Below are 26,424 nucleotides of genomic sequence, written 5' to 3'. Positions count from 1 at the left end.
ATTTTCAGATACACGCGTCTCTTGTCGGTACTCTCAATCAGAGTGAGCCTGCATGAACAACCAGGCAATGCTTCGTGATCATGCGAGCGCTGTCCGAACATAGGAACAGCGCGGCGTTGGCTATGTCGTCTGGCTCGATAATGTCGGGCAGGCATTGTCTCTGCTTCACCCCGTCGATGGCGCTATCGTCAAACCAAAGTGCACGCTGGCGCTCGGTGACGACAAAGCCCGGCGCGATCGCGTTGACGCGGATGCGATCCCTGCCGAGCTCACGCGCGAGGGAATTCGTCAGCCCGATAGCGGCCGCCTTCGCCGCGCTGTAGAGTTGCAGATCCTCGATGCCACGCATCCAGGCGACCGAACTCGTATTGACGATCGAGCCAGATCCTAGTTCGCGCATATGCGGCACCACCAGCTGTGCGGCGAAAACGGCGTGGCGCAGATTGACGCTCATCATCGCGTCAAAGTCCTCGGGCGTGATGTCGGAGAAGCGCTGGCGCTTGTCCTGCGCGGCGTTATTCACGAGCGCGAAGACGGGTCCGAAGCGCTCGCGCACCGACGCAATCGCCGAGCCCAGCGCGGCAATGTCATTGAGGTCGCAGGGCAGGAAGAGCACCTCTCCGCCAGCGGCCGCAAGCCGTGTTGCGAGATCGGTGCCCGCGGCCTCGTCGATGTCGAGAAAGGCGACGCGGCAGCCCGCATCGCTAAAGCCCTTTGTGTGAGCTGCGCCAATGCCGCTCGCCCCGCCCGTAATCAGAACGGTCCGCCCCAGCAGATCAGGATAGACGGCCGTCACGGCATCACCTGGCCGCCGCTGACTTCAATGATCTGGCCAGTCATGTAGCCGCTCAGCGACGGAGCGGCGAGAAACAGGAAGGCGCCGACGCAGTCCTCGGATTCGCCGACCCGCCCCATGGGAACTTGGCGGCGCATCATCTCCATCTGCTCGGCCGACGAATAGCGTTGGTGGAACGGCGTCGCGATCACCCCCGGCGACACAGCATTGACCCTGATCTTGTCCGCGACGAGTTCGCGCGCCAGGCCCTTGGAGAAGGAGCTGACGAAGCCTTTAGCGGCGCCGTAGATGTTGGCGCCGCCACCGCCACCGTTGCGCGCGGCGATCGAAGTGACGTTGATGATAGAGCCGCCACCGCCGCCGGCCATGACGGGCGCTACCGCCCGGCTGAGCGCGAAGACCGACCAGCAGTTGAGGCGCATCACCCGCTCGAAATGCGCGTCATCCATCTCGACCGTCGGGACACGGCCGAGCATAGCACCGGCATTGTTCACGAGCACATCGATGCGGCCAAATTTCGCCACCGTCGCGTCCACCAACCCGGATAGGGCTGCCGTATCGGTGACATCGGCCTGGTGGAGCAGAACCTCACCACCGGCGTCAGCGATCAGTTTTGCCACCGCCCCCGCCTGCTCGGCGCTGGCGTTGTAGTTGACCACGACTTTCGCGCCATGGGCCGCAAAGCCCTGCGCCACGGCGGAACCGATGCCGGTGCTGGCGCCTGTGATCAAAACTACCTTGTCCTTGAGATCGGCAATCATCTTTGGTTCCAGTCGGCAGGTTCGGGTTTCGTGTCGGCTCTAGGCGGGGTTCAGCCGCCTTTGACACCGCCGGCCGTCAAGCCGCCGACGATGTCCTTCTGGATCACCACGGTGAGCACGATCACCGGCAGCATCACCACGATCGCGGCCGCGGCGAGCGGGCCCCAGGAGACCTGCTCGAACGTGAGCATGTTGTAGACGGCGACCGGCATCGTGCGTGTCGTGCGGCCGGCGAAGACGGCGCCGAAGACGAAATTGTTCCAGGAATAGATGAAGGACAGGATGGCGCCGACGACGATGCCCGGCCGCGCCAGCGGTACCGCGATATGCCAGAAGGTCTGCCACATCGAGCAGCCGTCGATGCGCGCGGCCTCCTCTAATTCGGCTGGAAGCGTCTCGAAGTAGCCGATCATGATGTAGATCACGATCGGAAGGGTAATCACCAGATGCGTGATGCCGATCGGCCAGAGTGTGCCGACCAGACCCAACGCTTGGAACAGCGCGAACAGCGGGATGAGATAGGACAGACCCGGCGTCAGCCGGCTGATTAGCATCAGCACGGCGAGCCCGTGCGCTTTTGATTTCGCGATGCCGTAGCCGGCGGGCACCCCTAGGATCAGCGCTGCCAGGGTCGCCCCGCCCGAAACGAGCACGCTGTTCCAGAAATACAGCAGGATCGGTGTCTCATTGAACAACGTGCGGAAATTGTCGAGGGTCGGGTCGCTCGGGATGAAGACCGGCGGATATGCGGTGTTGTCGATCTCCTGCTTGAGCGACAGGGAGATGACCCACAGGAAGACGAACAGTACCGGCGCCATCAGCACGAGTAGAGCGAAGCCTAGCGCCAAATGCTCCCGCAGCTGTGCGAACGAGATAGGGCCGAAGCGGCGCGACGGCGCGCCAGCCATCACTTGTTGTACCATTTCGATCGCTCCCTGACCCACAGCAGGGCGACGGAGAGAAGCAGGATGATCGCGAAGAAGACGACGACGACGGTCGAGGCGGTGCCGACGTTGTAATAGGCGAAGGCCTGCGAATAGAGGTAGAGGTTGATCGTCTCAGAAGCCGTCCCCGGGCCTCCGCTGGAGATGACATAGATCACCTCGAAGGCCTTCACCGCGTCGATGGTGCGCATCACGCCTGCCACCGCTATGAAGGGAAGCACGAGCGGGAAGGTGATATAGCGGAACATCTGCCATTGAGTGGCCCCGTCGAGCCGCGCGCTCTCGTAGGGTTCCTCTGGCACCGCCGCGAGGCCACCGAGCACGATGATCATGACGAAGGGAGTCCAGAGCCAGACTTCGACTAGGGCGAGGCTTGGAATGACTGTGCTGCGTGCGAAAACCCATTCAGACGGCGGGATGCCGACTACACTCAGGAGGTAGTTCAGGACGCCGAGCTGGGGATGGAACATCATCGTCCAGACCAGCGCGATGGCGACCGGCGTCGCCATCATCGGCATGATGAAGATCGTCCGTAGCAGGCCGCGGAGGGGAAAGCGCCGGTTGAATATGACCGCGGCGAAGGTGCCGGCGACCAGCGGTAGGAGGACGGCAAGCACGGTGAAATACGCCGTGTGCCACATCGACTCAAGGAAGCGCTGGTTGCTGGCGAGGTCGATATAATTCCGCAATCCAACCCAGGTTTTTGCGCCGCCGATCTTCCATTCGTGGAAGCTCATCCAGATTGTGAAGATCCAGGGAAAGACGATGATCGCGACGGTCGCGACCAACGCCGGCAGGATGAACCAGATATACGACGGCTTGCGCAGCGGATCGGCCTGCGTCGCCACAGGCGCAGACCGGACAGCCATGTCCGCAAGGCTGGTCACGACTGCTCGCTGCGATCGAGAACGGGGCCGAATTCGTCGGTCGCCTTTTTGAGTTCGGCGGCGGGGTCGGCGCCGCCGATCATGTTGGTTAGGGCAGCCCCGAAGGTGTCGCGAAACTCTGTCACCGGAACGATGTTGGGCAGGCCCGTGCGCGCGATCTCGGCCGAGCCTCGTACGCAATCGGCCCAGTCCTTGGGAACCGTCAACGCCGCCAGTGTCTCCTTGTCGACGAGGCTGGAATTGCGGAAGGGGACGCCCGAGCCCGTCTGCAGCAATCGGTTGCACATCGTCTTCGACGTCACCCAGAGGCAATAGAGGAATGCGGCTTCCTTCTTGGAGCTTGCCGCTGCGATGCCGATGCCGTCGCCGAAGACATTCGCGTGGTGGGCTTTCGGCCCGGGCGGGAACACGCCGTAGCCAACCTTGCCGACGATGCGGCTGCGCTTGGCGTCCTCGAGAGGCGGTGCGAACCCGACCCCATCGATCCACATCGCTGCGCGACCCTGCGCGAACAGCGACTGCGCCTCGTTCCAGTTAAAGCCGGAGACGCCTTGCGGCCCGCTGGCCTTGAGTAGGGTCTGGTAGATCGTCGCAGCGGCGACGGAATCCTCGGTCGTCGTCGCCAGCTTTGGAGGCGTTCCGGTGGTGGTCTCCTGGCCGTAGCCGAGCAGCAACTGGGTCCAGACCGGCACATTCGCATTGCGCAGGCCGCGGGCGACGATGCCGGAAATGCCGTTCGTCGGGTCATGAAGCTTGGCGGCTGCTGTCACGATGTCGGCGATCGACTTCGGATAGGCGACGCCCTTGGCGTTGAATAGATCCTTGTTCCAGTAGAGCAGCCAGTAGTCGGCCGAGAGGGGCAGCGAGGTCAGGCGCCCGTCATCCGTCGCATATTCGAGGCCCCGCTGACTGAAGTCGGCCCGGTCCCAGTCGGGCGGCGTCAGTGAGCGGTCACCGAGCATCGGCTCGACGGTTGCGAGCCATTTACCACGGGCGAGCTGCCGCTTCTGGACGGAATAGGACAAGCTCGCGACGTCGAAATTCGGCTTGCCGGAATTGAACTCGATGACGATCTTCTGGCGATGCTGCTGCTCGGGGATTTCCTCCAGCCCGACCTTGATGCCGGTCAGCGACTGAAACTCGGCCAGATATCGCTTCTGCGTTTCGCTGCGCGGTGTGCGCGTCAGTGACACCTCGATGTTCTGGCCCTGGAAACGCTTCCAGTTGAAGCTTTCAGATTGCGAAAAGGCGGTCGTCAGGTTCAGCATCGGCGACGCCACGGCTCCGGCGATGCCGGACTTCAACAGCGTGCGGCGAGAAATTGTCGGCCTTCTCATCGTCGTTCCTCCCGGTTATGCACGGATTTCCGCTGCTTCTGATTGAAGTGCTCATGCCATTCAGACGTTCATGGCGCGGTTGCGAGCCGCCATGATGTGTTCGGTCAACGCCTGCACGGCGCCTTCCACATCGCGCTTCTCCATGCGCTCAATAATGTCGAGATGGATCCTCATGACGATGAGAAGCCGTTGAGGCGCGATGCGGACCTCGCCCTGACGGATCAGCCGAATCTTGATCGAGTTGGTGCGATAGGCTGCGCTGACGAGATCGTTGGCGAGCCAATCAATGATCCGATCGTGGAAATTCCAATCGGTCAGCTGCGCCTGGCGCAGAAGTTCCGGCGTGACTTCGCTCTCACCCTGCCGCAGGACGATTTCATGGGCCTCTCGCAGCTTGGTGATCTCTTCATCCGGAGCATCCCGCACGAAGGCAGCCATGGCGTAGCTTTCCAGCATCAATCGGAACTGGAAAGCGTTATGGATCAGGTTGACGTCGACATGCGCGATCTGCAGCCCGCGCTGCGGCACCGTGACGATCAGCCCTTCAGCCTCCAGCCGTGGAATCAGGGCCCGGATTGCCGCCATAGGCAGGCCAATGATCTCGATCAGTTCGCGCTGCGAGATGAACTGGCCCGCGACGATCTTGCGTGACATCAGCCCTTCGGTGAACAGGTCATATGCCCGGTCCCGGCTCTTGGGGGCAAACACCGTGGGTTCACTCATTGCAGCGCCCGGACTTGCTCGATGCGCGTCATCAGGGCAGTTACCCGGGCATCATCGAAGGTGACGTTGGGCGGTCGCATCCGCAGCCATTCTTGCCGGCCCGTACGCCGGGCTACGAGTGCCTTCAACGAGGCGGGAAACGGATCCGGCAAGATCGCGGATCGATAAGCCATGATCAGCGGCTCGTCGCGCCCGGCGGCCACTGGCCCGCGAAGGAGCGCCGGCTGGAAATTTGCCAGCCCGCAGATCGTGCCGCTGCCGCCTTCGCTGACGGCCTGGGCGACATGCCGTTCGCTGCCCACGAGCACCTGGAAATCGCGATGCGCGTCGAGCAAAGCCTGCGTCGCTTCCCAGTTGCCCGCGCTGTCCTTGATTCCGACGATCGCATCGCCAAAGGCGTCACGCAGGCGAGACACCAGGTGCGGCGTGATCTGCGAACGCGTCATGTTGGGGATGTGGTAGAGCAGGATGTCGCGCAACTCGGTTCCCAACTCTTGGAACACGGTCGAAAACCAGTCGAAGATGCCGTCCTCCGGCATGTCCGGAAAGTAGAAGGACGGCGTGATCAGGATCGCTCTGGCGCCGTAGGCGTAGCCCGCGCGTGTCTGAGCGACAGCATCCTCGATCGTCGAGGACGTAACTGAGACCACTACCGACCTGCGAAAATCAAACCCGGCACCGGCCAGCGCACCCATGGCTCCAATGCGCTCATGCAACCCGATCCCCGCACCTTCGCCTGTCGTACCGAACAGCGTAATGCCATCGGCTCCGGCCGCCAGCACCCAACGGGCATGCTCGATCCATAGTGAATGATCGATGGCCCCGCCCGCGGTGAACGGGGTGGAAAGCGCACAATTTACGCCGATGCGGTCCGTCTTTGGCACGTGGGTACCCTCCCTGGCGCCCAAAGTTCACGCCGCAAGCAGCTCGAGTCAAGTCTGAAATCGAATTAAAACCAAACTGAGATTTCACTTCGGTTTTAGAGGCGCCGTTGGTCGGGCTCTCTACTCTTAGAAGCCAGAGCATGCGATCGGCCGAACTCCCTCCATGCGCGCAACACCGGCGAAAGCCCAGTTTGGGCAGGGCGGCGTCTTATCACTTGGATTTTCGTCTCTCTCTGGGGTTTCCAAGCTGAAGGGTTTCGCCCCTCCGTCTGCTTGGATCCGAACAAAAAAGCCCGTCGCGAAGGCGACGGGCTTTAGAGCAACAGGACCTCAAGCTGCCTAGGGGGATTGCCGCCGACAGGCGGCGGCTATGGCGCTTTTAAGAATAGGGGCTCATTCGCCGGTCGCTGTCGTTGCGCTTGGCACCAAGCTTCCGCTCCGGAAGATCGCACAATATCGAATCGGCGCTGCATTTCCTGATCAAGCATCATTCGCCCCGTGGCTGGTCCCGAGGCTTCGCTGGCAGCATCGGCCATCGCCTTCGCCGCTCTGGTCGCTAACTCGAGGTCGATGCGCTGATGCTGCGGGCAAAATTCAACTATCGCAGCATAAAGGCTAGCTGACCGGGCAATGCCTTCCAATGTTCTCTTTTGGGCTGAAGCTGGCGTTGAAAGGAAGGCGATCGTGGCCAGTGTGACGATGCACGGTTTGCGCGGTTTCATGTAATTTGAAATGTCCGGGGGTAATTGCTTCAGCGAAATAGCCCACCCAGACAGCTTTCGGGCGTATCTTCGAGATTTCTGCACCGAAATATTCGCACCTGCGGGCCGCATCCGCATCGGTGACTAGATCGAGCGCCACATTCCGTCGTAGCTCGGCGGTAGGCCGGGGCGCGGCCATAAGTGGAACCAAGGTCGAGCCCCGAAATATCACAGCATGTCGGGCGTTTAGTTTCGGCGGTCCACTCGTCTTTCGGTGCGACCAGTACGCCGATCAGTGCGCCGAACGTCCCGGCCAGTGCGCCGATCCTGACGGCGGTCCGTACCGCTGGTTTGAGCCTGAGAATGCGATGGGTTCAAAACCGCAATTGCGCCCGCAAAGGCCAAGGTCGCGGCCGACCACAAGAAGGAAAGGCCGCGTCGACGTGTCATTCCTTCCGAGTTTAAAAATTCGCTCATGGCCGGGCTCCTTGGGTTCAATGAACCGCTTTCCCGCCCCCACAACCCATCCAGACGGACGTGTTTCAAGTCCTCACCTGCGTTGGCAAACCACGGCGAAAAACCATTCGCGTCACGCATGGAGCGTTGCTTATGGGCCTCGGCGGCGCATCACACAAGGCGGATTGCATCGGGAACAGCAGTTCGGCCCAGAGCGCCGCTCTACTGGCTATGCCAGCTCGGCCCCTATGGCGCGAGGCTCGGTTCAACCGCGAGCCCATCCCATCAGGCCTTGGAATTCGCTGGAGAGCTCGATCGTGATCCTGACCAGCTTGGTTCATTCTGAGACTAGCGTGAGGTCAACATGTTATCGAACCCTTTCACGGGTACCCCACAATAAAAGCCGCCTTTCGGCAGATGGGCCAAGCCATCCGCAGCGTTCGCGTCGGTCTTGTTTGGCGAGCATGATGCAAACTGCAGGTAGGCCAGGTGCGCATAACGTGTGATAGAGCCACACGGACAGGGGGCCGGTTTCGAAGACCACCCGCTTTGGCTGAGGGCGTACCTTGGGTCGCCGGTCAATTGCCTCGCTTCTAAACGTCCCCCTCAAGGGCTAACTCCAAGGTCAACTAGGTATATAGGTCCAAAAAAATATGTTTAATATCAAATCACTATCATATTTATACCTAACCTTCTGATATAGATCACATCTGTCGTTGCTGACATAATATGCGACGCGCTGCTGACCCGGCTGAACGCGGAGCGCCGTCCCGCAGCATGAAAAATAAATATGTCCTGGCGACATATGCGAGAGGCGATTGTTGGGGTGGGCGATGTTTTGGTTGTCGATGGCTGTTCTCATCACGGCATTGAGCGTTGAGACGGGCTCCGCCCAAGGGCTGTCGGAGAATAAATTGCTGTCCCGCTGCCGTGCGTTTGGAAACGCCAGTCAAAGAGGTCCGCTCGCTACTTTCAACGAAGGATATTGCGGCGGCTTCTCTGCCGGGATTGTCTTCGTCGACCCAAAGAGTTGCGAGCTCGATGGCGTCTATATCGCCGAAGTAGCTCGCGTCGTCGTGGCGTATATCGACCAGCTGCCCGCCAGACAGCATGAGCCCTTTGCTATACTGGCGACAGCGGCACTGCGCAGCGCGTGGCCGTGCAAGGCTGCCCCATGACGAGCCGTCCGACCATCCTTGCCGGCCTGATGTTCGCCGCTCTGGCGACCGCAGCAACGACAGCGGCTTATTCGCAGGCGACTGCGCCCGGTTCGGCGCAAGGCGACCTATTCGGGTTTGCCTTTAAGCAACCTTTTAGCCCCGTAAACCGGGTGGAACTGTCGCGACTGGTCGAGGCCTATTGTCGCGAAATCCTCGACGTCGTGCCGACCAACACGCCCGCCGAGGATGCATGGGTAACTGCGGAATCCAAAACGTCTGACATCAATCGAATAACCCGTCTGGTCTCGACCAAGGAATGGGCGCGGTATCAACTCAAGGAAACGTTTTCCGAATGCCTCCAAAAGATAACTTTGCTTCAGCAGGCTCAAGCGAACAATGCGCGTTCGGCAGAGGCAGCCGTATTCATCAGTCTGGCGTTTACGTTCAATCAGGACACTGATCTTGCCGCGTTCGCCAAACGGGTCGACCTGAAATCCGAGCTTTCGGCAAACGTACTCCGCAAGTTTCTAATGATTGCGGCATTGCGGACGCTCGACCGGCTCGACGACAAATGACCGAGACGAGTGCGATCATCGCCCCGACCCGTCCGCATTCTTCTGGAGTTCCGGGATCTGGGACGAGCGGCTCGCCCGCGGCACGTCGCGGATCAGCGCGTGGGTGACGCGGCTCATAGCTCCCTGGCCAGGCGCCATGTTGGCGCACGTGAAGACATCTCGGTGCCCTGCTGCCCGTTCCAGCTCACAGATTGGGCCGGGCTCCCATCGCCTAGGACGGCCCGCGCATGGCGGCAATGACGTCGGGAGCGTCGCCATAAGCGATGACGAGATCGATGGCCGCGCGCTTGCCAACGTTGCCCTCGGGCGGGCTAGGGGAAAGGGCGCGCAAGGGTTTATTCGTTGAGTCTTGTTCCGTTCCGCACTAGCGGCGATCAGCCCAAAAAGCTCTATTCCTCCTCGTACGGAATGTTCAGCACCTGCCCGCAGGCCTTGCAGTGCGACGCGTCGGGATCGTGACGCAGCAGGCCGCAGGTCGGGCAGGGGAAGCGCACCTTGTTCGGACGCAGTACCGCCTTGGCCAGCCCGAAGAACAGCGTCACGCCGAAGATCATGATGGTGACCGAGATGAGCCGCCCGGTGGTGCCCTGCAGCGTGATGTCACCGAAACCGGTGGTGGTCAGCGCCGTGACGGTGAAATACAGCGCGTCCGCATAGTTGATGATGTGCGGATTGCTGGCGTGCTGCGTCTCGTAGACGAAGCCGGTCATCACGAACAGGAACACCACGAAATTGGCGACCGCGATGATGATCTCCTCGTTGTCGCGGAAATACGCCGAGTCGCGACGCAGCCGCGCCAGCAGCTGGTAGCTGCGCAGCAGCCGCAAAGTGCGTACGACGCGCAGGAAGCCCGCGCCCTCGCCCACCAGTGGCGCGAGGAATGACGTGATCGCCGCGATGTCGGCCAATGTGGTCGGGCGCAGTAGGTCGCGCAGGCGGTGGCGGCTGATCAGCAGGCGCGCGCCAAAGTCCGCCAGGATGACGAGGCCGAACACGACATCGAGCGTCTCGGTGACGGCGTTGCCCGGAACGAACGAGGTCGCGACGATGAACAGCAGCGTGACCAGATCGAAAGCGAGCAGCGTATAGCGGAATTGGTGCGCCCGGCGCGAGTCGCCCTCGTAGAGCTGGCGGATCAATACCTGAGCGCGTCGGAACGGCGGCGTGGCGGTCATTTTCATCCACTCAATACCGCAAGGCGACGTGGCACCGATATCGCGATTAACGGGCCGATGCGGCGGCACTAGCAGCGTCTGCAATTGTTGGCATCACGAATGCAATCAGCGTTGCGATTCCTATCACGTTCTTCATTGCTTGCTCCTGTTGCGAAGCAGCGCGGCGGCAGCAGAGATGGAAAAGCGTGGAGCGAGTACACTCACCAGCGGTCTTGATGTCGTGCACCGAATTCCAAAGGCACTAGAGGCCGCAGGCGTCGAGTTCGTGAACCGCGGCCAGCCGGTCGTGAGGCTGGCGAAGCTTGGACGCCGCCATTCCGTCTCAATCGTAGATGCCGTTTCAATAGAGCAGCAGAAGGCCAACGCCGACGATGTGCGAGCGGAGGCGGCGATTGCTGTGGACCGTGTGCTCGCCGATACCGATGCCATGAAGGATAAGAAGGTTAAACGCCGGGCGGCGCCGACAGCGGAGCCGGCCGTCATTGCAGCGGCCCGAGGGAAGGGGCAGGGTCGGAAGCGCTAGCGCGAAGATCTGGCCGGAAGCGGGGACGCGGGCGATTGCTACTGCCGAGCATCCCATCGCGGCCGGTTCGGCGGATGGAACAAGCGGGGAGAAATCAAGGTGATGCTTCGACTGACCTTAGCGATGGCGTTGATCGCCGCTCCAGCACTCGCCGAACCGAGGCACTCCACCGTGGAGCAATGCGCCGCTTGTCATGGCGAAGATGGCATCGCCCGAGATACCGAAGTGCCTCATCTGGCCGGGCAGAATGAACGCTACCTCTTCAATCAGATAATGGCGTTTCGGTTGGGAAAGCGTCAGCACAAGGAGATGCGCTATATGGCGCGTGCGATGACGACAGCGGAAATCGCTGCGCTCTCTGCCTATTATGCGGCGCTCCCGATCCGATAAGCGGGCCCTCACCTTTCATTCTTGAGGTCCAGAGGCAATCTAAGGTTGTGATGGCGGCGCACGTGTCGTGCTCGACATCTAGCGACCAACAAGCCAATAAAGGATCGCTCGGCCTCCAACCCAAATAATCATGCCCGTGCCAGCGTTTGCTAATCCAAGGGGGTCCTTGTCCCGGCGGGCGAAATAGAGCCAGATGACGATCCCAGCGTCGGCCGCCCGCGCGGTCATGGCGGGCGCGAAGACTTCTGGCGCGGTATCCGAGCGAACCGTGCGGGCGCAGCGTGTTGAAGATCTGCTCGAAAGCGTCGAGATTGATTGCTTGCCGCGCTGAGGCGGAACGGTAGCGAAAGCGGCCGTCGTTGCGCGCAGGCGAACGGCCGCTAGGGCACAGGGCTCTATGTCGGCACGATTGTTTAGCAGCAAGGCCCGGGCGCCGAGCCTTCCTATTGGATGTGGGTCATTCAAATGCACGCGGGGGCCACGCCAACGGCGTCCGCCAGGTGACACCAACAGATGGTCAGGCTGAAACTCGCGACGCCTGCCTCCGGCCTTCCGCAAATCCACCTGACCTTCATCGGCGACGAAGGTTGGGCCGCCCATGTCGAGCACAGCAGATTGCTGGGAACTCGGAGCGGAACGAAGTTTTACTGAGCCCATTAATCGCCCATGAGCCGATTGGTGATACAACGCGAAGACGAACTGAGCGCCGCTTTGGACCAGGCCAAAGATCGGATGGGATTCACCAACAACAGCGACGAAGAGCGCGAGATGGCGGTTTCGCGGACGCCGTGAAGGTCTATAAGGATTCGCTCGATGAAGGGCGTTGGCGCTCCCCTCAGCGCCGGTCCGGATCGCCTGACCTAAGTCTGAGGGCAGAGGGAAAAAATCGTGATGGAGACGGAATACCAAATAGGTGATTTTGTCGATCTCCAGCGCAATTTTGCCGGTGCGCTCCGCCCTGGCCCTTTCGAGATCATCCAGCTTTTGCCGAACTGTAATGGTGAGCAGCATTACCGCGTGCGCGGCCCGGACGACGCGCACCATGTGATCGGCAGATGCGAAATCGAAGAGGCGCCATCGTACGGTTTCGGCGAAGGCACGCTGAGAAGAGCTGACGAGCCGGCACCTCCGCAGAAATAGGCCGTGCCAAGGAAAGGACGTGGGTAAGCCCCATCAGGCTTCAGGGCAGCTCAGTGACCTCAGCCGCCTCGGCATCTTCGCGCAGGCCCTTGTACGATGCATGCCGCAGCTTGCCATCGTCTGTCCACGCTCGGAACTCGACCTCTGCGACCAGAGCTGGCGTGAGCCAGCGATAGGCCTGGCGACTTCCCTTCACGCTGAGCGCCGGCTTCGGGATAACGAGCTCGTCCATTTGCTTGCGGAGTGCCGTCGCGCTGGCGTGGCTGAAGCCGGTACCGACGCCCCCGACATGGACCAACGCTCCGTCCTTGCGAGCAGCCAGCACCAATCGACCGATGCCGCCGAGCGCAGCGGTGGACGGTTCATAACCCACGATAACAAAGCTTTCCGACTGCACACACTTCACCTTTAGCCAGTCGCCGCCGCGCCCCGAGCGATACGGAGCCGAGCGGCGTTTCGCGATGATTCCTTCCAGGCCGAACTCACCTGCGAGCTCAAGAAACGGAGCGCCTTCCGTCTTGATTTCCTTGCTGGGCCGGATCGAGCCATGCGGCTGGTAGGCGAGTACACCCTCCAGCATCGCCCGGCGCTCATCGAGGCGGAGCGCGCGCAAATCACGGCCGTTGAGATAGAGCAGGTCGAACGCGTAGAGCATCGCGCTGGCAGCCGATCGCTTGCCGCCCCGCCCGCCAAGGGCCTTCTGCAGGGCGCCAAAGTCGGAAGCGCCGCGCTCGTCGAGCATGACCGCCTCGCCATCGAGGATGGCGCTGTCCAGGCCGAACTCAAGCGCATCGTTTGCGATAGTCGGAAAGCGATTGGTCCAGTCGTGGCCGCCTCGGGTGATGATCTGCACCTTCTTGCCAGGCCCGATATGGACGGCGAGCCGGTAGCCGTCCCACTTCACCTCAAAAGCCCAGTCGTTGCCGGCTGGAGGTTTGCTTTGGAGCAGCGCCAAACAAGGCTCAACGCGTTCCGGCATCGGGTCCACAAATTGATCGCGCTCGGCTTCCCGCCGCCGCGCGAGCGGGTCTTGGACGATATCCGCTGCAGGCGCGCCTCTGACAGCCCGACAGTCACACATTATACAACCTCCGCAACTAACAGAGTTGTAAAAGACGGGCGGAATGTTTCGTTCCGCTGCAGTGGTCTAAACCTCCTTTTACGGGGTCTGAACTAAAGTAGGGAGTGCTATTCTTTCGCCCTCTGGAGGTAATCCGGCAGATTGTTCGGACCCTAACAGTTTGGCGTATTGGCCCAGATTGGCCTTCCGCGATGGGACGGGCCCTCTTTATAGCCAGTCGCCTGATATCGACGACGTCGTTGAAGGGGCTCAACGCATGGCGCTCCGGATTGGCAGCCACGGCCGGACGATAGAATCGTTCCGCGTCGGAACTGTTGGGACGCGCCCTCGTTGGCGCTGAAAGTCCGCGCCACGACGAGGTTGTTCGGTGAGAAAGCTGTTCCTGAAGAACATAGACGAGTATCGCGACGCTGCACGCCGGCTCGACGCAATCGGCAAGATCGAACCCGGTAGCCCGGCTCCCCCCGAGTACGAACTCCTGCTGGCCGCGGTGGATCGCTGGGAGGAAACCCACGACGATGGCGAAGCGGTTTCCCTCGACGAACTTGATAGTGACACCGCCGTGAAGAAGCCGAACGAACGCGGCCCAAGGGGCTGAGTTTTGCCCTGCTGGCGCCCTGTCGTGGATTACCGCTCGATCGGTGCTGCCGGTACATCCGCAGCTCGCTTCCTGATCGGCAGTAGAATGAAGGGCATTGTCACGGGAATGGGCGATTTGAACCTGGCAGGTTAGGGTAGGGGGCATGCAGCCGATTTCCTACGCCCGTCACCAGTTCGCGCGCGAGATTATCAGGCACGCCTTGTGGCTCTATCTGCGGTTCGCCTTGAGCTATCGCGATGTCTAGGAGTTGCTGGCGGAGTGCGGCCTCGACATCGTTGGCTGGGCGATCAGAGGGTTTGAAGCTGATCTGCCGAGGTGCGACCTGAGCGCTTGTCCTGGGCAAGCTCGAACGACACCTTCTGACCATCGCGCAGCTCGCGCAGACCCGCTCGCTCCACGGCACTAATATGCACAAAGACATCCTGCCCGCCTTGATCCGGCTGGATGAAGCCAAATCCCTTCGTCGCATTGAACCATTTCACAGTACCGGTCGCCATCGCAGATTACACCTAGTAAGACGCAGCATTTTCAATGCCGGCGCGTTCTGACGCAACCCCTCAGGTGCCTGGGAGGAGACGCAAGCCCGTCAATCTCCCCCCTAAGACTTCCTGAAGTTCGGGTACGGGCGCTCTGCGATTGGAAGGGGCGAGGTCGCAATGCACCATTCACAGCTCAGCTTTTGTCGAGATCTCGCGCGCGAGATCGGCCAGATAGCCGCATTCGGCGGCGGATTCATTGTCCCACCACATCGCGCAGAGATTGTGGGACGGGATCGGCGGCCTGGTCTCGAGCACACGCAGGGCAAGGTCGTCGCCCGAGACCCTGATCATCTCGCGCGGGATCAGGGCCGCGCCGGTGCCGGCATTGGCGAGCCTGGCGATCACAGTCAGCGGATTGCAGGTGTTCATGCGGTGGGGTTTGAGCCCTTTCGTGCCGAACCACATCTGGATCGTGGTGAACAGGCCCGAGGGCGAGCTATTGGTAAAGATCGGCAGATCGACGAGATTCTCCGGCGTGGCGACATCGCCGTCGAAGGGCAGGTCCTTGCCGATGACCCAGACGAGATCGATCAGCCAGAGCGGCACGATGGTGATGCCCTCATGCGCGCGCGGCTGCGACAGGAACGCGATATCGATCGAGCGATCGAGCAGGAGCTGTTCCAGCCGCGTGCTGAAATCCACGGTGACGTCGACCTGCAAGGCCGCGTGGCGAGCCGCCAACGCCGCCAGCAGATCCGGCAGGATCAGCGCCGCAAACGAGTCGGCGGCGCCGATGCGCAGCAGGCCGCGACCCGGCAGCGCGTCCTTCGAGCGGCGCTGGACCTGATCGGCGTGGGCGAGCATGCGCTCGACATCGGCATAGATCGCGCTGCCCAACGTCGTCGGCACCGGCCGGTACAGCGCGCGGTCGAACAACTCTCCGCCGAGGATGCGCTCCAGCTCCTTGACGCGCAGGCTAACGGTGGGCTGGGCGAGATTGAGATGCGTTGCGGCGGGGCGGAACCCTCCGAGCCGGGCCACCCAATAGAATGCCTCGGCCTGACCGAAGGTGTAGCGCATGGGCAAAGACGATAGTGGGCGGCTATCGAGACGCCAAGAGTTCTTATTTTCATTGGTCTTTGCGCGGGTGTTACGCTTCCCCCCGTTGAGCGCCACGTCCGACGATGCGCACTGCCAAGGCTTCGCCAGCCAAAAGGGGATGTTCGATGGTCAATCTACCGACGGATCGCCGACAATTTCTAACAGCGAGTGCCGGTGGCGCGCTGGCCGCGCTGTTGCCGTCCAGCCTGCTCCACGCCCAGCCGAACGCCGGAAAGACGCTGACGATCGTCCTGCCGAGCAATCCGATCACCATCGACCCGATCAACCAGCTCAATCATGACGCGATGGTGCTGGGCCAGACCGTCTTCGAGAACCTCGTCGAGTTCGATGTCGATGGCGTGCTGAAGCCGCAGCTTGCCAAGGCCCTGCCGACGATCTCGGCCGACAAGAAGACCTACACCTTCGAACTGCGCGACGACGTCACGTTCCACAACGGCAAGAAAATGACGGCCGAGGACGTGAAATACTCGTTCGACTACCTGCTCGACGCCAACAACAAGGCGCTGCGCCGGCCGCTCTTCACCAAGATCGCCAAGGTGACGGTGCTCGATCCGCTCAAGGTCCAGGTCGAACTGTCCGAGCCCTATGGCCAGTGGGTCTACTTCCTGACGAAATACATGGGCGTCTTCCCCGCCGGCTCGCGCAAGGAGCATGGCGACGACTATTTCAAGTCCAAGCCCGTCGGCATGGGCACCGGCTTCGGCATGTTCGAGGAGTGGAAGCCCAACGACTATATCAGCTTCAAGAAGAATCCGAATTACTGGCGCAAGGGCCTGCCGGCTTGGGACCGTCTCGTCGTCAAGATGATCCCGGAGGATGCGACGCGCGTCGCCTATCTCCTGACCAACCAGGTCGACATCATCAGCGCGCCGCCGGCGCGTGAATTCAACCGCCTCAAGACCATGCCGGGCGTCACCGGCGCCTCGCGCCCGACGCTGGGCGGCGCGCTGCTGATGTTCACCAACAACCTCAAGCCCCCGCTCGACGATCTCAACTTTCGGAAGGCGCTATCCTGCGCCATCGACCGCAAGGCGATCGGCGACAAGGTCTATTACGGGCTGCTCGATCCGTCCGCCGTGCTCGCGCCGCCCCGCGGTTGGTGGTTTAATGCCGCGGCCGACAAGGAGCTCGGCTTCGATCTCGACCGCGCCAAGGAGTTCCTGGCCAAGTCGAAATACCCGACCGGCGCCGAGATCGACATCTCGATCCAGGCCGAGCCCTATCTGCTCGACACCAAGGACGCGGCGATCTTCCTGCAGGCGCAACTCGCCAAGATCGGCGTGAAGATCAATCTCAAGGTCTACGAGTTCTCGGTGCTGATCCAGCAGATCGCGCGCGGCGAGCACCAGATGGCGATGCAGGTCTTCATGTCGCCGGGCGAGGCGACCTACATCATCGCCAACACGGTGATGCCGGGACAGTTCCTGTCGAAGAGCACCGGCTATGACAACCCCGAGCTCAATGCGCTGATGGCGACATCTTTCGCCGAGACCGACGAGGCCAAGCTCAAGGACCTCTACGGCAAGATGCAGGCGATCCTGGCCCGCGACGCGCCGATCGGCGTGCTCGGCTTCGTCCACGCCTCCAATCTCTGGCGGCAGGGCGTGAAGGACTTCACGGTGAACCAGGCGCTGACGATGAGCGTCGGGGACGTGAAGCTCTAGGGTCCAGCTCGAACTCCAGAACCGCCGTCATCCCGGACGCAGCGAAGCGGAGATCCGGGGTCCATCATAGGGGATCGTCGCGCCCTGTGATGGATCCCGGGTCAAGCCCCGGATAACGGCACCGGTTCCGGGGCCCATCCTGATCTGGCCGCTGGTCACCAAGCTTTAGGACACAACTGCCCATGCTTCGCCTCGTCGCCGGCCGGATCGTCTCGTCCATCGGCACCTTGCTCTTCGTCGGCTTCGCGCTGTTTGCCCTGACGCGGGCCGGTCCGGGTTCTCCGGCCCGGATCGTGCTCGGTGCGGATGCGACCGCCGCGCAGCTGGCGCAGTTCGAACAGGCGAACGGGCTCGACCGCCCCTTCCTGACGCAATACGGCGCCTGGCTTTCCGACATCCTGCATGGCGATTTCGGACGGTCCTTCGTGACCGGCCGCGATGTCGGCACCGAGATCGTCAACGCGCTTCCGGTGACCTTGTCGATCGTGCTCTTCGCCTTCGCGGTTGCGCTCGTCTTCGGTGTAGGCATCGGGATCGCGGCGGCGCTGCGCCCCGGCGGCGTGTTCGATCGCGGGGCGCGGCTGCTGTCGGTGCTGGGGCTGTCGGTGCCGGCCTTCTGGCTTGGCATCGTGCTGATCCGCTTCATCGCGGTCGATCTGCGCTGGCTGCCGCCCGGTGGCTATGCGCCGCTTTCCGCCGGCCTCGGCGCCCATCTCCAGACCATCCTGATGCCGTCGGTCTCGCTCGCTGTCTACTATGTCGCCGTGCTCGCCCGGATGACCCAGGCCAGCCTGCAGGAGACGCTGCGCGGGGACTATGTCCGCACCGCCCGCGCGATGGGGCTGTCCTCGCCGAGAGTCGTGATCTACGCGCTGATCAACGCGCTGCCGCCGGTGGTGAACCTGGCCGCCCTGTCCTTTGGCTACATGTTCGGCTGGGCGCTGATCATCGAGCAGGTGTTCAACGTGCCCGGCCTGTCGCGCGCTCTGTTGAACGCGATCTCGCAGCGCGACTTCCTGCTGCTCCAGGGCATCGTCTTCCTGTTCACGGTGATCTTCGTGCTGGCGAACCTCGCCGCGGACCTCGTCAACCGCGTGCTCGACCCACGCCAGCGGGTCACCGCATGAGGGGGCTTTCGTCGACGCTGCGCCTGATCGACTGGACCGGCTGGCTTGGCGGTATGATCGTCGTCGTCATGCTCGGCGCCGCTATCTTCGCGCCGCTGGTCGCACCTTACGATCCCGTCGCGCTGAGCATCGAGGATCGCCTGCTGGCACCCGACATTTCGCATTGGCTCGGCACCGACCAGGCCGGTCGGGACGTGCTGAGCCGAATCATCTACGGCGCGCGGGCTTCACTGGCCGTGGGCATCGGCGCCGTCGTCATCGGAGCGCTGATCGGCGTCTCGGCGGGGCTCTTCTCGGCCTACAAGGCAGGACTTGGCGAGCAGCTCGTGATGCGCATTGTTGACGGTGTCGCCTCGATTCCCCTGCTGGTCTGGGCGATCGCGATCGTCGGCATCCTCGGCGTCGGGCCGGTGCGTGTCGGGCCGCTGGTGTTGCCCAACGAGGTGAAGATCGTCTTGCTGATCGGGGTGTTGTTCTCGCCGGTCTTCGCCCGCGTGACCTATGCAGTGGCAAGCCGCGTCGTCGGCGCCGATTACGTACGAGCACGCTCTCTCCAGGGCGCGACGCATTGGGAGATCGTCACCGGCGACATCCTGCCCAACTGCCTGTCGCCGATCATTGTGCAGGGGACGTTGCTGGTCGCGATCGGCATCGTCGTCGAAGCGTCGGTCTCCTTCGTGGGCCTCGGCGTACAGCCGCCGCAGGCGAGCTGGGGCTCGATGCTGTCGGATGCGCGCAGCGCGATCTATTCCGGCGAATGGTGGCTGCCGGTGTTTCCGGGGCTGGCGATCTCGATCACCGTGATCGGCTTCAACCTGCTCGGCGACGCGGTGCGCGAGCTGTTCGATCCGCGCAGCGAAGCCAGGACACTGGTCGCATGAACGGGCCCCTGCTCAGTGTCGAGGGCCTTCGCGTTGGCTTTCGCGACGCGTCGGGCGGCGTCATCGAGGCTGTCCGCGGCGTCGATTTTGCCGTCGCGGCAGGAGAGGCTGTTGGCATCGTCGGCGAATCCGGCTCCGGCAAGAGCCTGAGCATGCTTGCGGTGATGCGCCTGCTCGGCGCTCCGGCGCGCACCACCGGCGGGCGCGTGATGTTCGACGGGCAGGATCTGTTTGGCGTCGACGAGGCCCGCATGCGCGCCATTCGCGGCCGCGACATCGCCATGGTGTTCCAGGATCCGCAAAGCTCGCTCAACCCGGCGCTGACCATCGGCCGGCAGATCACCGATGTCGTACGGGCCCATCGGCAGGTCTCCTCCGGTGAGGCCCGGCGGATCGCGGCCGAATCGCTGGAGCGCGTCGGCATCCGCGATGCTGGCAAGCGGCTCGATGCGTATCCGCACGAATTTTCCGGCGGCATGCGCCAGCGCGCCCTGATCGCGATGGCGATCGCCTGCCGCCCGCGCCTGTTGATCGCCGACGAGCCGACGACGGCGCTCGACGTGACCGTGCAGGCCCAGATCGTCGACCTGATCGCGGAGCTGCGGCGCGATCTCGGTATCGCCGTCATCTTCATCTCGCACAACCTCCAGCTTGTCGCCGAGATCGTCGACCGCGTCGTGGTCATGTATGGCGGGAAGGTCGTCGAGAATGGCCCCGTCGAGGCTATCGAGCTCAGCCCCCGCCACCCTTATACCGGCCTGCTCCAGGCCTGCGTGCCGAGCCTGACCGGCCCTGTTGGCCCGCTGGTGGCGATCGAGGGTGCGCCGCCGCGTCTGGGCCGCATGCCGCAGGGCTGCCCCTTCTCGCCGCGCTGCCCGCGTGTCGTCGAGGCCTGCGCCGAGGAGATGCCGCCGCTGGAACTTGAAGCCGACCGCCGCTTCGCCTGCTGGAGGCCGCAATGACCGGCCCGATCCTGTCTCTGCGCGACATCACCAAATCCTATGCCCAGGGCAGCGCCTTTGACCGCCTGCTCGGCCGCGACACGCGTTTTGTGGCGCTCGACGGGGTCTCGCTGGAGATCGGACGCGGCGACGTCGTCGGCATCGTCGGCGAAAGCGGTTCTGGCAAATCGACCTTGGCCAACATCGCCGTGGGGTTGATCAGGCCGACAGCGGGCGAGGTGCTGCTCGACGGCAAGCCACTGTCAGCCTTGATGCGCGACCATGGCGGTCCCTGGCGGCGGCGCATCCAGATGGCGTTCCAGGATTCGAGCAGCGCGCTCAATCCGCGCAAGACGGTGAGCCGCTGCCTGACCGAGACGCTGGCGCTGCGCGGCATACCGAAGCTTGAGCGCGAAGACGAGGCGTTGGCGATGCTGGCGCTGGTCGGGCTGGGCGCGGAGCTCGCGCCACGCCTGCCGCATGAACTTTCGGGCGGCCAGCGACAGCGCGTCGGGCTGGCGAGGGCACTGGCGATGAAACCGGACATCCTGATCGCCGACGAACCGGTCTCCTCGCTCGACGTCTCGCTGCAGGCGCAGGTCATCAACCTGCTGAGCCGGCTGACGCGTGAGCTCGGCCTGACCTTGCTCTTCATCAGCCATGACCTCGCGCTGGTGCGCACGCTGTGCTCGCGGATCATCGTGATGCGCAAGGGCAAGGTCGTCGAGCAGGGGCCGTGCCTCGAGGTGCTCGACGCGCCGTCCCACCCCTACACGCAGCTCCTGATCGCCGCCGTGCCGAAAGGCATCAAGGGGCGTCGCGGCCACATGGCGGCGACCCTAGTTAGTCCCGCCCGCGAAAGCGTCGGCTGATCTCTCCTCCGACCTCACGAGACCAAACCCATGGCGCAGCACAGCTACAGGATCGGCATCGATATCGGTGGGACCTTCACCGATATCGTCATTGCCCGCGACGACGGGTTGATCGAGACCCGCAAAGTGCCCTCGACGCCCGATGATTACAGTCGGGGCATCGCCGAAGCGCTGAGCCGGCTAGTTGCGGACTATGAGACGTCGCCCGACCGCATCACCGGCATTGTCCACGCCACCACCGTCGCGACCAACGCAATCCTGGAATACAAGGGCGCGCGCACCGGCCTTCTGACCACCGAGGGCTTCCGCGACGTTCTCGAAATGCGCCGACTGCGCATTCCGGTGCTCTACGACCTACAATACGACAAGCCCAAGCCCCTTGCCGCGCGACATCTGCGGCTTGAGGTGCGTGAACGGCTCGGGCCGGACGGCTCCGTTCGGATACCGCTCGACGAGGAGGATGTCAGGCGAGCGGCCGCGCAATTTCGAACCGAGGGGGTCGAGGCGGTCGCGATCAGCTTCCTGCACGCCTATGCCAATCCCGACCATGAGATCGCGGCCGAGGCGATCCTGCGCGAGGAACTCGGCGACGACGTCTATATCTGCCGGGGTTCGGAGATCCTGCCCGAGATCCGCGAATATGAGCGCACCTCGACCGTCGTCGTGAACGCCTATATCGGCCCGGTGGTGCGCAACTATGCCGCCGCGCTGACCACGCGCCTGGCCTCGATTGGGGTCACTTGCCCGGTCGAGATGATGCATTCCGGCGGCGGCATCATGCGGCTGGGCTCAGCGGTGAAGCGGGCCGCCTCGCTGGTCGAGTCGGGGCCGGCGGCGGGCGTCATCGCCTGCGCCCGGCTGGTCTCGGGAGGCAATGAGCCGAGCATCATCTCCTTCGACATGGGCGGCACCACCGCCAAGGCCGCGCTGATCGAGGATGGCGAGCCGGCCCGCACCACCGAATACGAGGTCGGCGCCGGCATCAATCTCTCCAGCAAGCTGGTCAAGGGTGGCGGCTACCCGATCAGGATGCCGTTCATCGACGTTTCGGAGATCGGGGCTGGCGGCGGCAGCATCGTCTCAATCGACAGGATGAACCAGGTCTCGGTCGGTCCCCAGAGCGCCGGCGCCTATCCCGGCCCGGTCTGCTACGGGCTCGGCGGCAAGCAGGCGACGCTGACCGACGCCTTCCTGACACTGGGCTATATCAACGACGTCGCGCTGGCCGGCGGCAGCTTTCCGCTGCAGGCCGATGCGGGACGCGCCGCGCTGAACGATCAGGTGGCGTGCCCGCTGGGCCTCGACCTCAGCAAGACGGCGCGCGGCGTGCTGACGCTGGCCGTCACCACGATGACGCGAGCCGTGAAAGCAGTCTCGACCTATCGCGGCCGCGATCCCCGGCATTCGACCCTGGTCGCCTTCGGCGGTAACGGGCCTGTCGTGGCGGCGGAGGTCGCCAAGGCGCTGGGCATCCGGCGCGTGGTGATCCCGCGCGCGGCCGGCGTCTTCAGTGCGCTCGGCCTGCTGCGCTCGGATGTCGAGCAGGAGTTCGTGCGGCCCTCGCGCCGCAGAGCGGGCGAGCTCGACGATGCCGGCTTGGCCGAGCTCTATGCCGAGTTGACCGAGGATGCCCGCCGGGTTCTGGCGCTGGAAGGCTACGATCTGGCGCGCGCCGAATTCAGGTTTGCGGCCGATTTGCGCTATGTCGGGCAAGCCTATGAGCTGACCGTGCCGGCGCGGCGCCTCGCCTTCGACGAGTTGGCCGAACTGTTCCATCAGGAGCACGAGCGGACCTATGGCCACCGCTCGCACAAGGACCAGGTTCATCTCGTCAATGCGCGGCTGACGGCAAGGCTGCCGCTCATCGCGCCGCCGCAGCATTTCGCTGCCGCGCCGGCCCAGCGCCGGATCGATCGGCCGGTGTCGTTCGATGAGGCCGGGACTGCCACGGTCGCAGTGATCGGGCGCGCCGATCTCGACGCGCTCCCACGCCGCGGGCCCTTCGTGATCGAGGAATATGACTGCACCTGCGTCGTGGGGCCGAACCAGACCGCCCGCCTCGACGATGCCGGCAACATCGACATCGCGCTGGAGGCCGCATGATGACTGACGCGATCGATCCGATCACACTGGAGGTGATCCGCAACGCGCTCGCCTCGACCGCCGATGAGATGGCGCTGATCGTGATGCGCAGCGCCTATTCGCCGGTGGTGCGCGACATCATGGATTACTCAACGGCGCTCTGCGACGCGCAGGGCCGTGTGATCGCCCAGGGGCTGACGCTGCCGATCCAGCTCTGCTCCTTTCCACGCGTCATGCAGTTCGTAAAGCAACGCTATGGCGCGACGCTGAAACAGGGCGATGTGCTGATCGCCAACGATCCCTATGGTTCCGGCGGCCAGCATCTGCCCGACATCTACATCCTGAAGCCGATTTTCGTGGAGGAACGCCTGACCGGTTTCGCAGCCACCGTCGCCCACCACACCGATATCGGCGGCATCGTGCCCGGCAGCGTCGCGATCTACGCCACCGAAATCCAGCAGGAAGGCCTGCGTCTGCCGCTGCTCAAGCTCTACGAGGCGGGTGAGCCGGTCGATGCGGTGTTCCGGATCATCGAGGCCAATACGCGCGCGCCGGTCGAGGTTCTCGGCGACATCCGCGCCCAGATCGCCGCCTGCAACGTCGCCGAGGAGGGCCTGCGATCGCTGATCGCGCGCTACGGCGCCAGCGTGGTCGACCGCTATATCGACGCGCTGCACGACCATGCCGAGGCGATGATGCGCGACGTAATCCGCGCTTTGCCCAACGGCGTCTACAGGGCAACCGACTATATCGACGGCGTCGGCGAGCATCCGGTGCCGCTCGCCATCGTCGCCACCGTGACGGTTGCCGACGACACGATCGACATCGACTTCGCCGGCACGGCCGATCAGGTCGCGGCCTCGATCAACTGCCCGATCTCTCTGCCGGAATCGGCTGCCTTCTGCGCGATCCGCTGCCTGTCGCAGCAGGACATCCCCAATTGCGAGGGCTATCTGCGCCCGATCACCGTGCGCGCGCCGGAGGGCTCCCTGGTCAATCCGCGCTATCCGGCCGCCTGCGGCGCGCGCGGCGTCGTCGGCTACCGGGTGTTCGATGCGATCATGCAGGCACTGGCGCAGATCGTACCCGAACGCGCGATCGGCGGCTCGGAGGGCGGGCCTTATCTGCTGGCCGGCGGCGGCGTGCATGAGGGCAAGCCCTTCGTGCTGAACGAGATGGTGGTCGGCACCTGGGGCGCGCGCGCCGGCAAGGATGGCATCGAGGGGATCTCCAACCCCGCCGCCAATCTCTCCAACCAGCCGATCGAGATGGTCGAGACCGACATGCCGGTCGAGGTGCTGCGCTACGGGCTGGTGCCGGATTCCGGTGGCGCCGGCGAATTCCGCGGCGGGCTCGCCTTCGTGCGCGAGTTCCGCTTCCTGGCCGATGCGCGCTTCACCTTGCGCGGCGACCGGCGCGACCACCCGCCCTTCGGCTTTGAGGGCGGCGGCACCGGCGCACCTTCGGCGCATCTGTTCATCCGGACGGATGGCACGCAGCAGCACCTGCCGACCATGCCGATGGAGAGCTTCAACGCCAAACGCGGCGACATCTTCCGCCTGACGGGAGCTGGCGGCGGCGGCTATGGCGATGCGCTTCGACGCGAGCCCTGGCGCGTTGCCGACGATCTGCTGGAGGGCAAGGTCACGATCGCGGGCGCAAGGCGCGACTACGGCGTGGTCTTCGCCGCCGATGGCGCGAGCGTCGACCAGACGGCCACCCTGCAGACACGCGCCGAGCTGATGGAACAGCGCTAATGAGCCTCGAACCCTTCGGAGCGGCAGCGCTCAACCAGCCACTCATTGGCGAGCCCGGCAGCCGTTCGCGGCTGGAGACGCCGGCTGCGGTGCTCGATCTCGACATTTTCGAGCGCAATATCACGAAGCTCGCCGAGACCTGCAAACGCGCCGGGATCGCCTTCCGGCCGCATGCAAAATCGCACAAATGCGCCGAGATCGCGCGCCGGCAGATGGCTGCAGGGGCATCCGGCATCTGCTGCGCCAAGCCGGGGGAGTTGCTGGCCCTGTTCGAGGGCGGAGCCAGCGACCTGATGCTGAGCGCACCGATCGCCAGCCCGGCCAAGGTCGACGCGCTGGCGCGTGCGGCAGCACGAGGCGCGCGCATCGGCGTCGTGGTCGACCGGCTCGACCTGGTGGCGGCCTATGCCGAGGCTGCGGCACGCCACGGCACGCGCTTCGATGTCTTCGTCGATCTCGACACCGGGCTGAAGCGCAGCGGCGTCGCCAATGCACAGGAGGCGGTCGCGCTCGCACGCGCCGTCACGGACCAGCCCAGCCTGCGCTATGTCGGCGTGCAGGCCTATCAGGGCCGTGTCCAACATATCGACGACTTCGGCGCCCGCCGCGCGGCCAATGACGAAGCCAACCGGATCCTGGCCACGGTGCTGGCGGTGCTGAAACAGGCCGATCTCGCACCCGGCATCGTCTCCGGCGGGGGGACCGGCAGCCATCTGCTCGACGGACAGGCGCAAGTGCTGACCGAGGTGCAGCCTGGCTCCTATGTCTTCATGGACGAGGCCTACAACCCGGTCGACATCTACGGGGGAGGCGGGCCGGAATTCGGGCCGGCGCTGCGTGTTGCGGTCACGGTGGTGGGCCACAGCTCGGCCGGCTTTGCAATCACCGACGGCGGCAGCAAGAGCTTTGCGCTCGACGGCCCGCCGCCGCGCGTGTTCCGGGGCAAAGAAATGACCGGCCGGATCGAATGGTGCGGCGACGAGTTCGGCCGCATCCTGCCAGAGCCCGGCCATGGCACGATTCCGATCGGAACGGTGGTCGAATGCACCGTTCCGCATTGCGATCCGACGATCAACCTCCATGATTTCCTCCATGTTGTGTCTGAGGACAGGCTAGTCGCGCTATGGTCTGTTGAGGGGCGGGGCCGCGCAGATTGATCGGTCGAACTCAGGTGGCGGTTGAGTAGGAAACCGTTCGGCATTACGAAGCAGCCGCCAGCCGCCAAGCAGCTCATCGTGACCAAACAGAAGGTGTTTTGCGCAACGGTAGACGGATCGGAGCGGGAGTTGCCGCTCCCCTATCCACAGAGCAATGCCTTGCTCAGATATCGGCTGCTTGCGCATCTCGCCCGGACAAGCCGTGGAC

The 26,424-nt window shown here is 63.5% G+C and carries 25 protein-coding genes and 1 pseudogene; 13 read left to right on the top strand and 13 right to left on the bottom strand.

What is annotated here, in order from left to right; genetic code table 11:
• Positions 1-37: 37 nt before the first annotated feature.
• The 8 genes and pseudogenes from AC2FAN_RS19695 to AC2FAN_RS19660 form a co-directional block, all read right to left on the bottom strand.
• Positions 38-796, bottom strand: coding sequence for an SDR family NAD(P)-dependent oxidoreductase (locus AC2FAN_RS19695; RefSeq protein WP_485175975.1), 759 nt, complete (start codon positions 794-796; stop codon positions 38-40).
• A complete protein-coding gene (locus AC2FAN_RS19690) occupies positions 793-1,557 on the bottom strand; it encodes an SDR family NAD(P)-dependent oxidoreductase (protein WP_485175974.1) in 765 nt (254 codons plus the stop codon). Before AC2FAN_RS19690 ends, AC2FAN_RS19695 begins: the two co-directional genes overlap by 4 nt.
• Positions 1,558-1,607: 50 nt before the next feature.
• Positions 1,608-2,465, bottom strand: a complete 858-nt coding sequence (locus AC2FAN_RS19685; protein ID WP_442865099.1) for a carbohydrate ABC transporter permease — start codon at positions 2,463-2,465, stop codon at positions 1,608-1,610.
• Complete coding sequence (locus AC2FAN_RS19680; RefSeq protein ID WP_485175973.1) at positions 2,465-3,388, bottom strand: carbohydrate ABC transporter permease; 924 nt, start codon at positions 3,386-3,388, stop codon at positions 2,465-2,467. The genes AC2FAN_RS19685 and AC2FAN_RS19680 overlap by 1 nt, the downstream gene beginning before the upstream one ends.
• Positions 3,385-4,725: an ABC transporter substrate-binding protein gene (locus AC2FAN_RS19675; protein ID WP_485175972.1), complete on the bottom strand. Its 1,341-nt coding sequence runs from the start codon at positions 4,723-4,725 to the stop codon at positions 3,385-3,387. The genes AC2FAN_RS19680 and AC2FAN_RS19675 overlap by 4 nt, the downstream gene beginning before the upstream one ends.
• A 60-nt stretch (positions 4,726-4,785) precedes the next feature.
• Complete coding sequence (locus tag AC2FAN_RS19670; RefSeq protein ID WP_485175971.1) at positions 4,786-5,448, bottom strand: GntR family transcriptional regulator; 663 nt, start codon at positions 5,446-5,448, stop codon at positions 4,786-4,788.
• Complete coding sequence (locus AC2FAN_RS19665) at positions 5,445-6,332, bottom strand: dihydrodipicolinate synthase family protein (protein WP_485175970.1); 888 nt, start codon at positions 6,330-6,332, stop codon at positions 5,445-5,447. Before AC2FAN_RS19665 ends, AC2FAN_RS19670 begins: the two co-directional genes overlap by 4 nt.
• 1,497 nt (positions 6,333-7,829) lie before the next feature.
• Positions 7,830-8,057 (bottom strand): annotated as a pseudogene (locus AC2FAN_RS19660) (IS110 family transposase); the annotation flags it as partial.
• A gap of 280 nt (positions 8,058-8,337) precedes the next feature.
• On the opposite strand from AC2FAN_RS19660, the gene AC2FAN_RS19655 reads away from it, so the two are divergent.
• A complete protein-coding gene (locus tag AC2FAN_RS19655; protein ID WP_485175969.1) occupies positions 8,338-8,667 on the top strand; it encodes a Rap1a/Tai family immunity protein in 330 nt (109 codons plus the stop codon).
• Positions 8,664-9,224: a hypothetical protein gene (locus tag AC2FAN_RS19650; RefSeq protein ID WP_265055445.1), complete on the top strand. Its 561-nt coding sequence runs from the start codon at positions 8,664-8,666 to the stop codon at positions 9,222-9,224. Before AC2FAN_RS19655 ends, AC2FAN_RS19650 begins: the two co-directional genes overlap by 4 nt.
• Positions 9,225-9,613: 389 nt before the next feature.
• Here the strand turns inward: AC2FAN_RS19650 and AC2FAN_RS19645 are convergent, their stop codons facing one another.
• The gene (locus AC2FAN_RS19645; RefSeq protein ID WP_476807959.1) at positions 9,614-10,399 is read right to left on the bottom strand and encodes an ion channel; all 786 of its coding nucleotides are present in this window, start codon (positions 10,397-10,399) and stop codon (positions 9,614-9,616) included.
• Positions 10,400-10,574: 175 nt separating this feature from the next.
• On the opposite strand from AC2FAN_RS19645, the gene AC2FAN_RS19640 reads away from it, so the two are divergent.
• Together AC2FAN_RS19640 and AC2FAN_RS19635 are read left to right on the top strand one after the other, a co-directional pair.
• The gene (locus AC2FAN_RS19640) at positions 10,575-10,922 is read left to right on the top strand and encodes a hypothetical protein (RefSeq protein ID WP_485175968.1); all 348 of its coding nucleotides are present in this window, start codon (positions 10,575-10,577) and stop codon (positions 10,920-10,922) included.
• A 102-nt stretch (positions 10,923-11,024) separates the two neighbouring features.
• On the top strand, positions 11,025-11,312 hold the full coding sequence (locus tag AC2FAN_RS19635) for a c-type cytochrome (RefSeq protein ID WP_485175967.1): 288 nt from the start codon (positions 11,025-11,027) through the stop codon (positions 11,310-11,312).
• 78 nt (positions 11,313-11,390) lie between these two features.
• Here AC2FAN_RS19635 and AC2FAN_RS19630 read toward each other — a convergent pair whose 3' ends face one another.
• On the bottom strand, positions 11,391-12,356 hold the full coding sequence (locus AC2FAN_RS19630) for a hypothetical protein (protein WP_485175966.1): 966 nt from the start codon (positions 12,354-12,356) through the stop codon (positions 11,391-11,393).
• 136 nt (positions 12,357-12,492) lie between these two features.
• On the bottom strand, positions 12,493-13,407 hold the full coding sequence (gene ligD / locus AC2FAN_RS19625) for a non-homologous end-joining DNA ligase (protein WP_265055373.1): 915 nt from the start codon (positions 13,405-13,407) through the stop codon (positions 12,493-12,495).
• A gap of 493 nt (positions 13,408-13,900) precedes the next feature.
• Here ligD and AC2FAN_RS19620 point away from each other — a divergent pair, with 493 nt between their 5' ends.
• Positions 13,901-14,131, top strand: coding sequence for a hypothetical protein (locus AC2FAN_RS19620; protein ID WP_476807774.1), 231 nt, complete (start codon positions 13,901-13,903; stop codon positions 14,129-14,131).
• Between the two features lie 290 nt (positions 14,132-14,421).
• Here the strand turns inward: AC2FAN_RS19620 and AC2FAN_RS19615 are convergent, their stop codons facing one another.
• Positions 14,422-14,631 (bottom strand): cold-shock protein, encoded by a 210-nt coding sequence (locus tag AC2FAN_RS19615; RefSeq protein ID WP_485175965.1) that lies wholly within the window; start codon positions 14,629-14,631, stop codon positions 14,422-14,424.
• A gap of 168 nt (positions 14,632-14,799) precedes the next feature.
• Entirely contained in the window at positions 14,800-15,693 is an 894-nt protein-coding gene (locus AC2FAN_RS19610) for a LysR family transcriptional regulator (RefSeq protein WP_476807775.1), read from the bottom strand.
• A 146-nt stretch (positions 15,694-15,839) separates the two neighbouring features.
• Between AC2FAN_RS19610 and AC2FAN_RS19605 the strand changes: the two genes are divergently transcribed.
• The 8 genes from AC2FAN_RS19605 to AC2FAN_RS19570 all read left to right on the top strand — a co-directional run bounded on the left by AC2FAN_RS19605 (position 15,840) and on the right by AC2FAN_RS19570 (position 26,216).
• Complete coding sequence (locus AC2FAN_RS19605; protein ID WP_265055428.1) at positions 15,840-17,399, top strand: ABC transporter substrate-binding protein; 1,560 nt, start codon at positions 15,840-15,842, stop codon at positions 17,397-17,399.
• Between the two features lie 182 nt (positions 17,400-17,581).
• Complete coding sequence (locus AC2FAN_RS19600; RefSeq protein ID WP_265055427.1) at positions 17,582-18,526, top strand: ABC transporter permease; 945 nt, start codon at positions 17,582-17,584, stop codon at positions 18,524-18,526.
• Complete coding sequence (locus AC2FAN_RS19595) at positions 18,523-19,407, top strand: ABC transporter permease (protein WP_485175964.1); 885 nt, start codon at positions 18,523-18,525, stop codon at positions 19,405-19,407. The genes AC2FAN_RS19600 and AC2FAN_RS19595 overlap by 4 nt, the downstream gene beginning before the upstream one ends.
• On the top strand, positions 19,404-20,369 hold the full coding sequence (locus AC2FAN_RS19590) for an ABC transporter ATP-binding protein (protein ID WP_485175963.1): 966 nt from the start codon (positions 19,404-19,406) through the stop codon (positions 20,367-20,369). The genes AC2FAN_RS19595 and AC2FAN_RS19590 overlap by 4 nt, the downstream gene beginning before the upstream one ends.
• Positions 20,366-21,220: an ATP-binding cassette domain-containing protein gene (locus tag AC2FAN_RS19585; protein ID WP_476807534.1), complete on the top strand. Its 855-nt coding sequence runs from the start codon at positions 20,366-20,368 to the stop codon at positions 21,218-21,220. The genes AC2FAN_RS19590 and AC2FAN_RS19585 overlap by 4 nt, the downstream gene beginning before the upstream one ends.
• A gap of 30 nt (positions 21,221-21,250) precedes the next feature.
• Positions 21,251-23,323, top strand: a complete 2,073-nt coding sequence (locus AC2FAN_RS19580; RefSeq protein ID WP_485175962.1) for a hydantoinase/oxoprolinase family protein — start codon at positions 21,251-21,253, stop codon at positions 23,321-23,323.
• A complete protein-coding gene (locus AC2FAN_RS19575) occupies positions 23,323-25,059 on the top strand; it encodes a hydantoinase B/oxoprolinase family protein (protein WP_485175961.1) in 1,737 nt (578 codons plus the stop codon). The genes AC2FAN_RS19580 and AC2FAN_RS19575 overlap by 1 nt, the downstream gene beginning before the upstream one ends.
• The gene (locus tag AC2FAN_RS19570) at positions 25,059-26,216 is read left to right on the top strand and encodes a DSD1 family PLP-dependent enzyme (RefSeq protein WP_485175960.1); all 1,158 of its coding nucleotides are present in this window, start codon (positions 25,059-25,061) and stop codon (positions 26,214-26,216) included. The genes AC2FAN_RS19575 and AC2FAN_RS19570 overlap by 1 nt, the downstream gene beginning before the upstream one ends.
• Positions 26,217-26,424: the final 208 nt, after the last annotated feature.

The sequence above is a fragment of the Allobosea sp. RIT-PG3_2 genome (genome assembly GCF_057321085.1).
This window is presented reverse-complemented; position numbering and strand designations above follow the sequence as displayed.